The organism is Micromonospora sp. DH13 (assembly GCF_020873825.1).
In the GTDB taxonomy this organism is placed as follows: Bacteria; Actinomycetota; Actinomycetes; order Mycobacteriales; family Micromonosporaceae; genus Micromonospora; species Micromonospora haikouensis.
Window position 1 is genome coordinate 36,505 of record NZ_JAHWGR010000008.1, and the last position, 13,844, is coordinate 50,348.

A 13,844-nucleotide genomic window follows, 5' to 3' on the forward strand; every position below is an offset into this window, starting at 1 on the left:
GGAACCGCGCGTACCGGTGCGTCCAGAGGGGAGGCACGGTCGTTGTACCCCTGTCACGGCCCGACCAACCGCGGGTCGTTCTGCAGGAGGCAGCACCGATGCTGAGACGTCCACACCCCAGGGGCCCGGCCGGGCGCCTGGTGAGCGCCGGTGCGGCGCTCGTCCTCGCCGCGACGGCCCTGGTCGCGACCGGTTCCGGGGCGCAGGCCGCGCCGGGCGGCACGCCCGCGGACAAGATCCGGCCCGAGCTGGTCAAGCAGCTCCAGACCAAGACCGAGAGCGACTTCTGGATCCACTTCGGTGCCCGGGCGGACCTGGGCAAGGCCGCCGCGATCACCGACTGGACCAAGCGGGGCGCCGCCGTGGCGGACGCGCTGCGCCGCACCGCCGCCGACAGCCAGGCCAAGGTCCGCGCCGAGCTCGACGGCGCGGGCGCGAAGTACCAGACCTTCTGGGCGACCAACGCCATCAAGGTCAGCAGCGGCTCCCTGACGATGGTGCAGAGCCTCGCCGCGCACGCCGAGGTCGACGGCGTCTACGCGCCCGTCGCCTACGAGCTGCCCGAGGTCACGAAGGGCACCGACGAGAAGACGGCCAACGCCCTGGAGTGGGGCATCGCCAACATCAACGCCGACGACGTCTGGTCCCGCTACGGCGTCACCGGCGCCGGCATCACGGTGGCGAGCATCGACTCCGGCGTGCAGTTCGACCACCCGGCGCTGGTGCGGGCGTACCGGGGCAACAACGGCGACGGCACCTTCGACCACAACTACAACTGGTTCGACGCGGCCGGCGACTGCGCCGCCGCCCCCTGCGACGGCGACGGCCACGGCACCCACACGATGGGCACGATGGCCGGCGCCGACGGCGCCAACCAGATCGGCGTCGCGCCCGGCGTCCGGTGGATCGCGGCCAACGGCTGCTGCCCGACCGACGCCGCGCTGATCGCCTCCGGCCAGTGGATGCTCGAACCCACCGACCTCGACGGCGAGAACCCCGACGCCAGCAAGCGGCCCCACGTCATCAACAACTCGTGGGGCACCCGGCTGCCCTCCAACGACCCGTTCATGGAGGACGTGACGCTGGCCTGGGCCGCGTCGGGCATCTTCGGCGCCTGGTCCAACGGCAACAGCGGCCCGTCCTGCCAGACCAGCGGCTCGCCGGGCAGCCGGTCCAGCAACTACTCCACCGGCGCGTACGACGTCAACAACGCCATCGCCAGCTTCTCCGCCCGGGGCGCCGGCCAGGGCGGTGCCGTCAAGCCCGACATCGCCGCGCCCGGCGTCAACGTCCGCTCCAGCATCCCCGGCGGCGGCTACGGCAGCCTCAGCGGCACCTCCATGGCCTCCCCGCACCTCGCGGGCGCGGTGGCGCTGCTGTGGTCGGCGGCGCCCGCGCTGGTCGGCGACGTCGCGGCCACCCGCGCCCTGCTGGACGACTCGGCGATCGACACCGCCGACGCCCAGTGCGGCGGCACCGCCGACGACAACAACGTCTTCGGCGAGGGCCGCCTCGACGCCCTCGCGCTGCTCGACGCCGCCCCGATCGGGGAGACCGGCACCCTCGCCGGCACGGTCACCGACGCGGCCACCGGCGACCCGGTCCCCGGCGCCACGGTCGCCCTCACCGGCCCGGCGTCCCGGCAGCTCACCACCGGCGCCGACGGCAGGTACTCGTCCCTGCTGCCCGCCGGCGACTACCAGGTCGCCGTGACCGCGTTCGGCTACGCCGCCCGGACCCTGCCCGCCACGGTCCGCGCCGCCGCCACCACGACGCTCGACGTCGCCCTGACGGCGGTGCCGTCGGTCACCGTCAGCGGCGCGGTCACCGACGGCTCCGGCCACGGCTGGCCGTTGTACGCGAAGGTCAGCGTCGAGGGCCTGCCGGTGTCCGACTACACCGCGCCCGGCAACGGCCGCTACAGCCTCACCCTGCCCGCCTCGGCCACGTACACGCTGAAGGTGGAGCCGCAGTACCCGGGCTACCAGACCGTGACCCGCGAGGTCGTGGTCGGCTCCGGCAACAAGACCCAGAACGTCGCCGTCACCGTGGACCCGGCCGCCTGCACCACCGCGCCCGGCTACGGGTACGGCTCCGACGGCGTGTACGAGACCTTCGACGGCGACCGCGCCCCGGCCGGCTGGTCGGTCGTGGACAACGCCGGCACCGGCCAGGGGTGGCGGTTCACCGACACGGGGAACCGGGGCAACCTCACCGGCGGCACCGGCGGCTTCGCGATCGTCGACAGCGACGACTACGGCAGCGGCGGGAAGCAGGACACCTCGCTGGTCAGCCCGGTCGTCGACCTCACCGACGTCGCCGCGCCGGTGATCCGGTTCAACCAGGACCTCAACTGGGTCAGCTCCGAGCGCGCCGACGTCGACCTCAGCGTCGACGGTGGCGAGACCTGGACCAACGTGCTGCGCCAGGCGGCCGACGTACGCGGGCCCAAGGTCACCGAGATCGCGATCCCGCAGGCGGCGGGCAGGTCCGGGGTCCAGGTGCGGTTCCACTACTACGACGCCACCTGGGAGTGGTGGTGGCAGGTCGACAACGTGCTGATCGGCAGCGAGGTCACCTGCGCGCCGACCGACGGCGGCCTGGTGCTCGGCCACGTCCGCGACGCCAACGACAACGGGTACGTCAACGGCGCGACCGTCACCAGCGACGACCGGCCGGCGCAGACGACCACCACCGTGGCCACCCCCGACGACACCGAGCTGCCCGACGGCTTCTACTGGCTGTTCTCGTCGCTGACCGGCGCGCACCGGTTCACCGCCAAGGCCGGCGGCTACGTCAGCCAGGGCAAGCAGGTCACGGTCGAGGCCGACTGGGCCACCACCGCGACCTTCAAGCTCGCGGCGGGCCGGCTGTCCGTGCAGCCGGCGGAGGTCAGCGGCACCGTGCGGATGCCCACCGGCACCGTCGCCAAGACCTTCACGGTGACCAACACCGGCGGGGCCCCCGTCGACGTCCGCTTCGGCGAGCGCGACGGCGGCTTCGAGCTGCTGCGGGCCGACGGCTCCCGGGTGACCCAGCGGCAGATCCTGGCCGCCGAGGGGGCCCCGGAGCAGCGGATCACCGCCGCCACGTCGCTGGCCGCGCGGGCGTCCGGCAAGGCGGCTTCGGCGGCCCCCGCCCCGGCCGGCCCGCAGGCCGCGCCGTGGACGGACGTCACCGACTTCCCGGCCACCATCATGGACAACCGGGTGGTCAGCCTGGACGGCAAGGTGTATTCGATCGCCGGCGGCAACGGCACGGCGTCGTCGGCGAAGAACTACGTCTACGACCCCATCGCCCAGACCTGGACCGCGATCGCCGACCTGCCCGGCGCGCGTAACGCCGTCACGGCCGGCGTCGTCGACGGGAAGATCATCGTGACCGGCGGTTGGGGCGCGTCCGGCCCCGACGCGGCCACCTGGTCGTACGACCCGGCGGCCAACGCGTGGACGAAGAAGGCGAACAACCCGGCGCCCCGGTCCGCCGCCGGCCAGGCCGTCGCCGACGGCAAGCTGTACGCGGTCGGCGGCTGCACGACGGCGAACTGCACGCCGATGTCGAACGACGTGCTCCGGTACGACCCGGCCGGCGACACCTGGGAGACGCTGCCCGACTACCCGAAGGCGGTGGCGTTCCTGTCCTGCGGCGGCATCGGCGGCGTCGTCTACTGCACCGGCGGCAACGACGGCTCCGTCGCGCAGAAGGCCGGCTACGCCTTCGACCCGGGCACCAACGCCTGGACCGCGATCGCCGACGCGCCGGCCGACAACTGGGCCAGCTCGTTCGCCGTGGCCAACGGCAAGCTGCTGGTCGTCGGCGGCTCGCAGGGCGGGGCGATCACCAACGCCGGCTTCGCCTACGACCCGGCGGGCAACTCGTGGTCGGCCCTGCCGAACGCCAACACCGCCCGGTACCGGGGCGGCGCGGCGTGCGGCTTCTACAAGGTCGGCGGCTCCTCGGGCGGCTTCACGGCGACGGCGGACAGCGAGGCGCTGCCCGGCTTCGGCGAGTGCGCCGAGGCCGCCGCAGACGTCAGCTGGCTGACGATCGACAAGACGGCGGCCACGCTGGCGCCGGGCGAGAAGGTCACGGTCACCGTCGGGATCGCGGCCACCGTGGACCAGCCGGGCACGTACACGGCGTCGGTGGTGATCACCGAGAACACCCCGTACACCGTCGCGCCGGTGTCGGTCACGATGACCGCGCAGCCGCCGAAGACCTGGGGCAAGCTGCTGGGCACGGTGACCGGGACGAGCTGCCAGGGCGTCGGCGCGCCGATCTCCGGTGCGGTGGTCCAGGTCGACTCCTGGGCGATGTCGTGGACGTTCGCCACCGACGACCAGGGCCGGTACGCCTACTGGCTGGACAAGCGGAACAACCCGCTGACGTTGATCGTCGCCAAGGACGGCTGGAAGCCGCAGACCCGCCAGACGAAGATCAACACCAGCACGCCCACCGTGGAGAACTTCGCGTTGGCGCCGATCCGCTGCTGACCGTCGACGGCTGACGGGACAGCCCCGGCCCGCCCGGTCACCCGACCGGGCGGGCCGCGGGCGTCCTGCGGCGGGCCGGCGGCTCGGAGCCCGGCGTGTTCGAGGGCCCGTGCCGGCGGACGGGGGAGGGGCTCAGGGCAGCGCCAGCCGGAAGCCGACCCCCCGGACCGCGTCGATGGTCGCCGGCACGCCCAGCCGGGCCAGCTTGCGCCGCACCCGCCGCACCACCGAGTGCAGGTCGGAGCCGCGGCCCAGGCGCTCGGTGCCCCAGACCTCGCGGTGCAGCCGCCGGTGGGTCCAGGTGTGCCCGGGCGTGCCCACCAGGCAGCGCAGCAGGTCGTGCTCCAGCGGGGTCAGCCCGATCTCGCGGTTGCGCCAGCGCAGCACCCGCCGGTCGGAGTCGATGCTCAGCGCGGTCGCGGCCGGCGCGGCGGTGACCACGACCCGGTGGGCCGCCGACTCGGCGGGCGGGGCGGCGGGCTCGCCGGCCACGCCGAGGAACCGCCGCGCCTGGTCCACGCTGGAGACGATCAGGACGGCCTCGGACCCGCCGAACAGCTCAGCGAGGCGGCGGCGGTGCGACGCCGAGGAGGCGATGCCGATGGCCAGGGAGGGTCTCCCGCTCATCTCCGCCCTCCCCGTCCATCCGCTCACGGAACGGCATTGACATAATAATGTGCGTCGATGTCTGCGGCAATGTCCCTTCCCGACGGTCGCGCCGCTTCGGCGTGGCAGGATGTCGGCGTGCCCGAGGCCCGCAGACCACCGGTCGCGTTCGAGACGACCTGCGTCGTCGCGGCGCCGCCGGACGAGGTCTACCACCACCTGTCCGACCCGTTCAGCTACGTCGGGCTGTCGCCGCTGATCGTGGCGGTCCGCGACGTGCGCACGGGCCACGACGCGCAGGGCCGGGCCGTCGCCCGCTACGTCGCCGTCGAGCGGTTCCGGCTGGTCGGCCCGGTGCGGTGGGACAACCCGATCCGGGTACGGATGGTGGCGACGCGGCCGGGCGAGCAACTGGTCAGCGAGGTGCGCAGCCCCGGCTGGGTGTCGCTGCGCGCGGTGGTGGACTTGGCCGCCGAGGCGGGCGGCACCCGGGTGCGGGAAGGGGTGACCGCCGAGGCCCCGGTGCCGCTGCGGCGGTTCGTGGCGGCCAAGGCGCGCGAGGTCGCCGCGTACCGGGCGGCCGAGTTGACCCGCCGCATGGCGGCCCGGTAGCCCACGCGCGGCCCGGCGTCCGCGTCGCGGACCCGCGACGCTGCGGGCCCGCGACGCCGGCGCGGGGGTTACCGGTAGGTCAGGTCGGACGAGGAGTAGAGGCAGTTGGTGCCGTCGGCCCCGGTGCCGACCTGGGTGGGCTCGCTGCCGGTGTTGTTGCCGTTGTACTTGCGGCAGATCACCATCGACCGGCTCGAGTCGTTGACGATCGTGATGCCCGAGAACCGGGCGGTGTCGCCGTAGTTGACGTTGATCCCGGCCACCGTGTTGCCGGGGCGGGTCAGCGTGCTGTTGCGGATGACGACGGCGCGCTTGTACTGGGTGGAGCAGTTGCCGCAGGAGCGGTAGAACGTCCCGAAGTTGGTCGCCTGGAAGTTCTGGACGGTCAGCGTGCCCGCCCCGTTGTGCTGGAAGACCTTGTCGCTGGCGCTGCGCGCGCCACCGCCGTCGACCAGGAAGACGGGCGACCCGCTGCCGCGGAACGTGGCGGCGTCCTCGCCCACGTCCTCCCACCACACGTTGCGCAGCGTGCAGGACCCGGCGCAGTGCACGCCGTCACCGGCGGGCCCGCCGATGATGACGTTCTGCAGGGTGGCCCCCGCGGCGAGCTGGAACATCGGGTCCTGGCTCTCCTCCTGGCTGCCGTCGCCGATGCAGCAGTACCGGCGCATGCCGCCGTCGAACACCCCGGACACCGGGATCGTGCCGTCGACGCCGACCTGCCCGGTCGGTGTCGGCCAGGATCCGGTCGGCGGCGGCGTGGTGGGCGGCGGCGTGGTCGGTGGCGGCGTGGTCGGGTTGCCCGGCGTGGTGGGGCTGGTCCCGCCGGTGCAGGTGACGCCGTTGACCGCGAAACTGGTCGGCGTCGGGTTGCTGCTGTTGTTCCACGTGCCGTTGAAGCCGAACGCGGTCGACGCGTTGGTGGCGAGGTTGCCGTTGAAGCTCACGTTCGTGGCGGTCACCGCGCTGCCGCTCTGCGTCACGGTGGCGTTCCACGCCTGGGTGACCGTCTGGCCGGCGCCGAACGACCAGGTGAGCCGCCACGAGGTGAGGGGGTCGCCGACGTTGGTGAGGGTGACCGTGGTGGAGAAGCCGCCCGGCCACTGCGAGCCGACCGCGTAGCTGACGCGGCAGCCGGCGGCGGCCTGCGCGGCGCCCGCCGTGGCCACGACCCCCGCGGCGGCGAGCGTGGCCGCCGCCGCTGTGACGACGAGAAGGGACTTTCGGCGCTGTCTGTGCAGCATGTTGCTCCCTGGCTGTACGTGGGGCCCGCGGAGGTGCCGGCATCCGGTGCCCGCCGGATGCCGGAGCGGACCCTGGTCCGTGCCCGGACGCCCGTCCGTCGGACGGGCCGCGCCGCCCACGGGGCACGCGCTTTCACCCAGCAGAGCGCAGAACGATGATCGACACAATCCCGGTCCCGCCGCAGCGTAGGGAAACACCCGATTACCGCGCGGGCGCGCGGCCCTAGCGTCAGGCGCATGCCCCGTCGTACGCACACCCCGGCCCGCCCGCTCCACCCGGCCCGGGTCACCACGCGGTTCCGCCGCCTGGCACCCGTCCTGTTGCTCGCCCTGCTGGCCCCCGCGGCCTGCGGCCAGCTGGCCGGCCCGCTCTCCGCCGACCCGGGCGACGCCGCCGACCGGCCCGCCCCGGTGGCGTCGCAGCCCGACGGGTCGGCCGACCCGGCCGCTCCGGAACCCGGCGACCCGACCGACCCGACCGACGGGCAGTCGCCGGAGCCGGGGGACGAGGCGGTGGCCCTGCCCGACCCCTGCGCCCTGGTCCGCAAGGCCGAGGCCGAGAAGCTGGCCGGCCTCGGGCTGGGCGACGGCAAGTCGGTCGGGGACACCTGCACCTACACCGCGCCCGCCGACGGGCCGACCGCGCAGGTCGAGGTCTTCGTCGGCGACGGCGCGAAGAACTACCTCGACGTCGAGCGGGCGCTCGGGCACGAGACGCGGGCGCTGCCCGGCGTGGGCGACGAGGCGTACGCGACCGCCGACTCGTTCTTCGTCAACGCCTCCGGCAGGTGGGTGGCCGTCCGGCTGGTGCGGCTCAACGACCCCGAGGCCAACCGCGGGCCGTTGGAGTCGCTCGCCCGTACCGTCGCCACCCGGCTCTGAGGACGGTCGCGCCCGCGCCGGGGAGGTCGCGCCGGGCGTCGCGGTCTGCGGACGCCGCCGCGCTGACCGCCGCCTGGCCCCCCGGTGGCGGACCCGTGCCATCATCCCGCCATGGAGACCTCCCTGGTGGGGCGCGACGCGGCCGCCGACCGGGCATGGCGGGCGCTGGTCGCGGGAGCGCCGGTGCTCGTGGAAGGCCGCAGCGGCATCGGCAAGACCGCCCTCTGGCGGGCCCTGGTCGGCCGGGCCGAGCGGGCCGGGTGGTCGACGCTGACCTGCGCCCCGGCCGAGGCCGAGGCGGCGCTGCCGTTCGCCGCGCTGGCCGACCTGCTCCGGCCGCTGGCCGCTGCGGTGCCGGCCCTGCCTCCGCCGCAGCGCGCCGCCGCCGAGATGGTGCTGCTGGCCGCGCCCGGCGACGAGGTGATCGACGAACGGGCGGTCGGCGCGGCGACCCGCGCCCTGATCGAGGGCGCGTTCGGCGCGGGGGCCCCGGTGCTGCTCGCCGTCGACGACGCGCCCTGGCTCGACCCGCCGAGCGAGCGGGCGTTGCGGTTCGCGCTGCGCCGGCTCGCGCCCCGGCCCGCCGTGCTGGTCGCCCGGCGCACGGACGGCACCGGGCCCGCCGCCGCGCCCCTCGGCCTCGACGACGACCGGCCCGGCGGCGCGCCGGTGACCCGCGTCGCCCTGCCCCCGCTGGACGCCGGCTCCCTGCACCACATCGTCCGGACCCGGCTGGACGGCGCGCTCAGCCGACCGCTGTTCGCCCGCATCGTCCGAGACGCCGGGGGCAACCCGCTGCTGGCCATCGAGATGGCCCGGGCGGCGCTGCGCCTGCCCCGCCCACCGGGGCCCGACGAGGACCTGCCGGTGCCGTCGTCGCTGCGCCAGCTGCTCGCCGACGCGCTGCGGGCGCTGCCCGCCCCCACCCGGGACGCGGTGCGGTTGGCCGCGCTGCTGACCGTGCCCACCCTGCCGGACCTCGCCGCGGCCGGGGTGCCGGCGGACGCCTGGGACGCGGCGGAGGAGGCCGGCCTGCTCCGTGTCGCCCCGGACCGGGTCGGCTTCGTCCACCCGAGCTACGCCGCCGCCGTCCGTGGCGGCATCCCGCCCGGGGTGCGCCGGCGGCTGCACCGGACGCTGGCCGACGCGGTGCCGGATCCCGACGAACGCGCCCGCCAGCTCGCCCGGTGCGTCGTCGAGCCCGACGGGACGGTCGCCGCCGAGCTGGCCGCCGCCGCCGAACGTCAGCGCACCCGGGGTGCCCCCGCCGTCGCCGCGGACCTGTTCGAGCGGGCCGCGCAGCTCACGCCCGCCGCCCAGGCCGGCGACCGGGACCGGCGTCGCCTGGCCGCGGTGCGCTGCCGGATCGACAGCGGCGACCACGCGGCGGCGGGCGCGGCGGCCGACGCCGTGACCGGGCAGCTCACCGGGCAGGCGCGGGCGGAGGCGCTGCTGCTGCGCGCGTTGGTCGCGTGGTTCGCCGACGATCTCGCCACCGCCGTGTCCACGGGCGAGCGCGCGCTGGCCGCCGCCGACGGCGGCCCCCTCGCGGGGCGGATCCACGCCCACCTCACCCTGTTCCACGACGGGCCCGGGGCCGCCCGGCGGCACGCCGAGGCCGCCATCGCCCGGCTCGGCGCCGACGAGGACCGGCCCCTGCTGACCGCGTCGCTGCTGCTGCTGTTCTTCCACGAGGTGCGTGCGGGGCTGCCCGCCCGCACCGGGCTGCTCGACCGGGCGCTGGCACTGGAGGCCGGCGAGCCGTCGTGGCTGGCCGGCACGATCCCGGCGATCTGGTGGAAGGCCGTCGACGACCACGACCGGGCGCGCGAACGGCTGCACGACATGCGCGCCCGGGCGGCGGCGCGGGGCGACGAGCCGTGGCAGCACGAGCTGCTGACCCACCTCGGCGAGGCGGAGCTGCTGGCCGGCCGGTTCGCCGCGGCCGAGGCGCACATCGCCGCCGCCCGGCAGCTGGGTGAGCAGCTCGGCAGCGCGCTGGTCGGCGAGACCTGGCTGGCGGGGACGCTGGCCGCGTACCGGGGGCGGCTGGCCGAGGCCGCCGGGGTCGCGGAGGAGGGCCTGCGCCGGGCCCGGGAGGTCGACGACGACTGGAGCCGGCGCATCCACCTGCAACTGGCCGGGTTCGTGGCGTTGTCCGCCGGCCGGGCCGGCGAGGCCGCCGCCGCGTACGGCGAGCTGGCGGGGGCGCTGTCCGGCTCCGGGATCGTCGAGCCGGTCGCCCTGCGCTTCGAACCGGACTGGATCGAGGCGTGCGTCGGCTGCGGTGACCTCGACACGGCGGGCCGGGCCCTCGCCCGTCTCGCCGAACGGCACGGGCGACTGCCCCGGCCGTGGACCACGCTCGGGCTGGCCCGCAGCCGGGTGCTGGTCGCCGGCGCCGCCGGCGTCGACACGTCGCCGGCGCTCGCCGCGCTCGGTGCCGCGCGGTCGGCCGTACCGGCGGACGTGCTGCCGCTGGACCGCGCCCGCTGCCTGCTGGTCGCGGGTCGCGCGCTGCGGCGGGCCCGGCGTCGCCGGGAGGCCCGCGCGGCCCTGGAGGCGGCCGAGGCCGAGTTCGACGCGCTCGGCGCCGCCGCGTTCGCCGCCGCGACGCGCGGCGAGCTGGACCGGATCGGCCGGCGGACGGCCGCACCGACCACGCTCACCGCCACCGAGGAGCGGGTGGCCCGGCTGGCCGCGCAGGGGCGCACCAACCGGGTCATCGCCGACACGCTGTTCATCAGCCCGAAGACCGTCGAGGCCAACCTCGCCCGGGCCTACCGCAAGCTCGGCATCTCCAGCCGCGCCGAGCTGGGCGCCGTGCTGGGGCGGCCGGCGTCCGGCTGAGGGGTGGGCCGGTCGACGGCGACCCTGGACAGCGGTGCCGCCGCCCGGCGGCGGGCCGCACGGCCGGTGCCGGGGCGGCGCGCAGGAGGCAGAATGTCGCCGTGTCCTCCGACCTGCTGGCGATGATCGCCGCCGAACGCCGCCGCATCGCCGACCTGCTCGACTCGCTGACCCCCGCCCAGCTGGACACGCCCAGCCTGTGCGGGGCCTGGACCGTGCGGGAGGTCGCCGGCCACCTGGTCTCGCCGCTGGTGGTCAGCCCGTGGCGGGTCCTGCCGCTCGTGCTGCGCTCCGGTTTCAACCTGCACGCGGCGAACGCGCGCCTGGCCAGCCAGGTGGCCCGCCGGCCGGCCGGCGAGCTGGCCGCGGCGCTGCGGACCCACGCCGAGCATCCGTTCCGGCCGCCCGTGGTCGGGTTCTTCGGCCAGCTCACCGACGTGCAGGTGCACGGGCAGGACATCCGCCGCCCGCTGGGCCTGCCCGCCGACCTGGACCCGCTGCGGCTGCGTACGTCGCTGGACTTCCTGACCGGCGGCCGGGCCGTCGGCTTCGTCGACCGCCGCCGGGTCGCCGGGCTGCGGTTCGAGGCCACCGACCTGGACTGGGCGGCGGGCGAGGGGCCGGTGGTCCGGGGCACCGGTGAGGCGCTGCTGCTGACGCTGACCGGCCGACGGGTGGCCCTGCCCGAGCTCGACGGCGACGGGGCCGCGGTGCTGGCCGGGCGCTGGCCCGGCTGACCGGCGACGTCCGACGACCCGACACCCGTCTGGTCCGTTTTGCTCGAACCCAGCAGGGTACGACCCGGATGCCCGTTCATCGCCGCTTCCCGGAGGTACCCGTCCAGATGAGTGCTCGCAAGCCCGCCAAGGCGGTCAAGGATGTGGTCGAGGCCGCTGCGGGGAAGGTAGCCGACGTCCTGACCCCCGACGCCCCCGGCGCGCCCGGCAGCGTCCCGCCCCCCGTCGCGGAGCCGACGACGCCGCACGGCCCGCTGCCACCGAAGGGGGAGCAGGGCGCTCCCGAGACCCGCAGCCCGACCGGTGCGCCGACCGGCGCGCCGACGACCGCGAACGGCCAGCAGGGCGCCTACCTCACCACCTCGCAGGGGGCGCGGCTGCGCGACACGGACCATTCGCTCAAGGCCGGGCCGCGCGGCCCGATCCTGCTGCAGGACCACCACTTCCGCGAGAAGATCACGCACTTCGACCACGAGCGCATCCCCGAGCGCGTCGTGCACGCCCGGGGGACGGGGGCGCACGGCGTCTTCGTCGGCTACGGCACCGCCGAACCGATCACGCGGGCGGGCTTCCTCGCCAAGGGCCGCGAGACCGAGGTCTTCGTGCGGTTCTCCACCGTGCTCGGCTCGCGCGGCTCGGCCGACACGGTCCGCGACACCCGGGGCTTCGCGACGAAGTTCTACACCGACGAGGGCACCTTCGACCTCGTCGCCAACAACATGCCGGTCTTCTTCATCCAGGATGCGATCAAGTTCCCCGACATCATCCACGCCGGCAAGCCGCACCCCGACCGGGAGATCCCGCAGGCGCAGAGCGCGCACGACACGTTCTGGGACTTCGTCTCCCTGCACACGGAGGCGCAGCACCACACGATGTGGAACATGTCCGACCGGGGGATCCCGCGCTCGTACCGGATGATGGAGGGCTTCGGCGTGCACACCTTCCGGCTGGTCAACGCCGCCGGGGAGACCGTGCTGGTCAAGTTCCACTGGAAGCCGCAGCTGGGCGTGCACTCCCTGACCTGGGAGGAGGCGCAGCTGCTCGGCGGCGTGGACCCGGACTTCCACCGTCGGGACCTCTACGACGCGATCGAGGCGGGGGCGTACCCCGAGTGGGAGCTGGGCGTGCAGGTCCTGCCCGACACGCCGGAGGAGACGTTCGCCGGGATCGACCTGCTGGACCCGACGAAGATCGTGCCGGAGGAACTCGCGCCGGTGCAGCCGATCGGGCGGCTCACGCTCAACCGGACGCCGACGAACTTCTTCGCCGAGACCGAGCAGGTCGCCTTCCACGTCGGCCACCTGCCGCCGGGCATCGACGTCACCAACGACCCGCTCTTGCAGGGCCGGCTCTTCTCGTACGTCGACACGCAGCTCACCCGGCTCGGCGGGCCGAACTTCTCCCAGATCCCGGTCAACCGCCCGCACGCCCCGGTCAACGACATGCTCCGCGACGGCTTCCACCAGCAGGCGGTGCACGCGGGCGTCGCGCCGTACCGGCCGAACTCCCTCGACGGCGGCAACCCGTTCCCGGCCGGCGACGCCGAGGGCGCGTTCGTCGACGTGCCGGTGACGGTGGCGCAGGCGCCGAAGGTGCGCGCGAACCCGGCCTCGTTCGACGACCACTTCAGCCAGGCCCGCCTGTTCTGGCTGAGCATGGCGCCGGTGGAGCGGGAGCACATCGTCCGCGCCTACACGTTCGAGCTGGGCAAGTGCTACCACCAGGCGATCCGGGAACGTCAGCTCGCCTGCCTGGCGAACATCGACCCGGTGCTGTGCGCGCAGGTGGCCGCCGGGCTGGGCCTGCCCGCCCCGGAGCCGACCGTGCCGCTGGCCGACGTCGCGCCCAGCCCCGCGCTGTCGCAGGTCGGCCGCGAGTGGCCGGCGGACGGCCGCACGGTCGGGATCGTCGTCGACCCCGACCCCGACGCCGGCCTCGACGGGGTCGGCCAGGTGCAGCGGGCCGTCTTCGCGGCCGGCATGGTGCCGCTGCTGATCGCCCCGCACGGCGGGACCGTGGGCGGGCTGCCGGTGCAGCGGACCTTCGCCACCGGCCGGTCGGTCGAGTTCGACGCGCTGCTGCTGGCCGGGGCGCCCGTGCCCGCGCCGGACGCGCTGCCGGCGCGCGACGAGAAGGCGGGCGCGCCGGGTCCGGCGGCCGTCGACCCGCGCGTGCTGCTGCTGGTGCAGGAGTGCTGGCGGCACGCGAAGGCGGTCGGCGCGTGGGGTGCGGGCGTCGCCGTGCTGGAGCTGGCGGGGGTGGCCGGCACCCCGGGCGTGGTCGCGGGTGACTCCGGCGATGACGCCCTCGCGGCCGTGCAGCGGCTGCTGGCCGCGCACCGGGTGTGGGAACGGTTCCCGGTGTCGCTGCCCTGACCGTGCCGTCGGCCGGGGGCCGCCCGTCCGCCGCAGCGGAGGGCG

At 75.5% G+C, this 13,844-nt stretch carries 8 protein-coding genes; 6 read left to right on the forward strand and 2 right to left on the reverse strand.

Annotated features, from left to right (window positions below; all coding sequences use genetic code 11):
* The first annotated feature begins 140 nt into the window (after window positions 1–140).
* Entirely contained in the window at window positions 141–4,493 is a 4,353-nt protein-coding gene (locus LPA42_RS10305) for a S8 family serine peptidase (RefSeq protein ID WP_228986511.1), read from the forward strand.
* A 132-nt stretch (window positions 4,494–4,625) separates the two neighbouring features.
* Here the strand turns inward: LPA42_RS10305 and LPA42_RS10310 are convergent, their stop codons facing one another.
* Window positions 4,626–5,120 (reverse strand): winged helix-turn-helix domain-containing protein, encoded by a 495-nt coding sequence (locus LPA42_RS10310; protein WP_077937471.1) that lies wholly within the window; start codon window positions 5,118–5,120, stop codon window positions 4,626–4,628.
* A 117-nt stretch (window positions 5,121–5,237) separates the two neighbouring features.
* Between LPA42_RS10310 and LPA42_RS10315 the strand changes: the two genes are divergently transcribed.
* Window positions 5,238–5,711, forward strand: coding sequence for an SRPBCC family protein (locus LPA42_RS10315; RefSeq protein WP_228986512.1), 474 nt, complete (start codon window positions 5,238–5,240; stop codon window positions 5,709–5,711).
* Between the two features lie 68 nt (window positions 5,712–5,779).
* Here LPA42_RS10315 and LPA42_RS10320 read toward each other — a convergent pair whose 3' ends face one another.
* Window positions 5,780–6,955: a pectate lyase gene (locus LPA42_RS10320; RefSeq protein ID WP_077937473.1), complete on the reverse strand. Its 1,176-nt coding sequence runs from the start codon at window positions 6,953–6,955 to the stop codon at window positions 5,780–5,782.
* Between the two features lie 237 nt (window positions 6,956–7,192).
* Here LPA42_RS10320 and LPA42_RS10325 point away from each other — a divergent pair, with 237 nt between their 5' ends.
* The 4 genes from LPA42_RS10325 (at window position 7,193) to LPA42_RS10340 (ending at window position 13,799) form a co-directional block, all read left to right on the forward strand.
* Window positions 7,193–7,837 (forward strand): hypothetical protein, encoded by a 645-nt coding sequence (locus LPA42_RS10325; RefSeq protein WP_077937474.1) that lies wholly within the window; start codon window positions 7,193–7,195, stop codon window positions 7,835–7,837.
* A gap of 111 nt (window positions 7,838–7,948) precedes the next feature.
* Window positions 7,949–10,687, forward strand: a complete 2,739-nt coding sequence (locus LPA42_RS10330) for a LuxR family transcriptional regulator (protein ID WP_077937475.1) — start codon at window positions 7,949–7,951, stop codon at window positions 10,685–10,687.
* 101 nt (window positions 10,688–10,788) lie between these two features.
* Window positions 10,789–11,424: a maleylpyruvate isomerase family mycothiol-dependent enzyme gene (locus tag LPA42_RS10335; protein WP_198956537.1), complete on the forward strand. Its 636-nt coding sequence runs from the start codon at window positions 10,789–10,791 to the stop codon at window positions 11,422–11,424.
* Window positions 11,425–11,531: 107 nt separating this feature from the next.
* Window positions 11,532–13,799: a catalase gene (locus LPA42_RS10340; RefSeq protein ID WP_077937476.1), complete on the forward strand. Its 2,268-nt coding sequence runs from the start codon at window positions 11,532–11,534 to the stop codon at window positions 13,797–13,799.
* The last annotated feature ends 45 nt before the right edge of the window (window positions 13,800–13,844 follow it).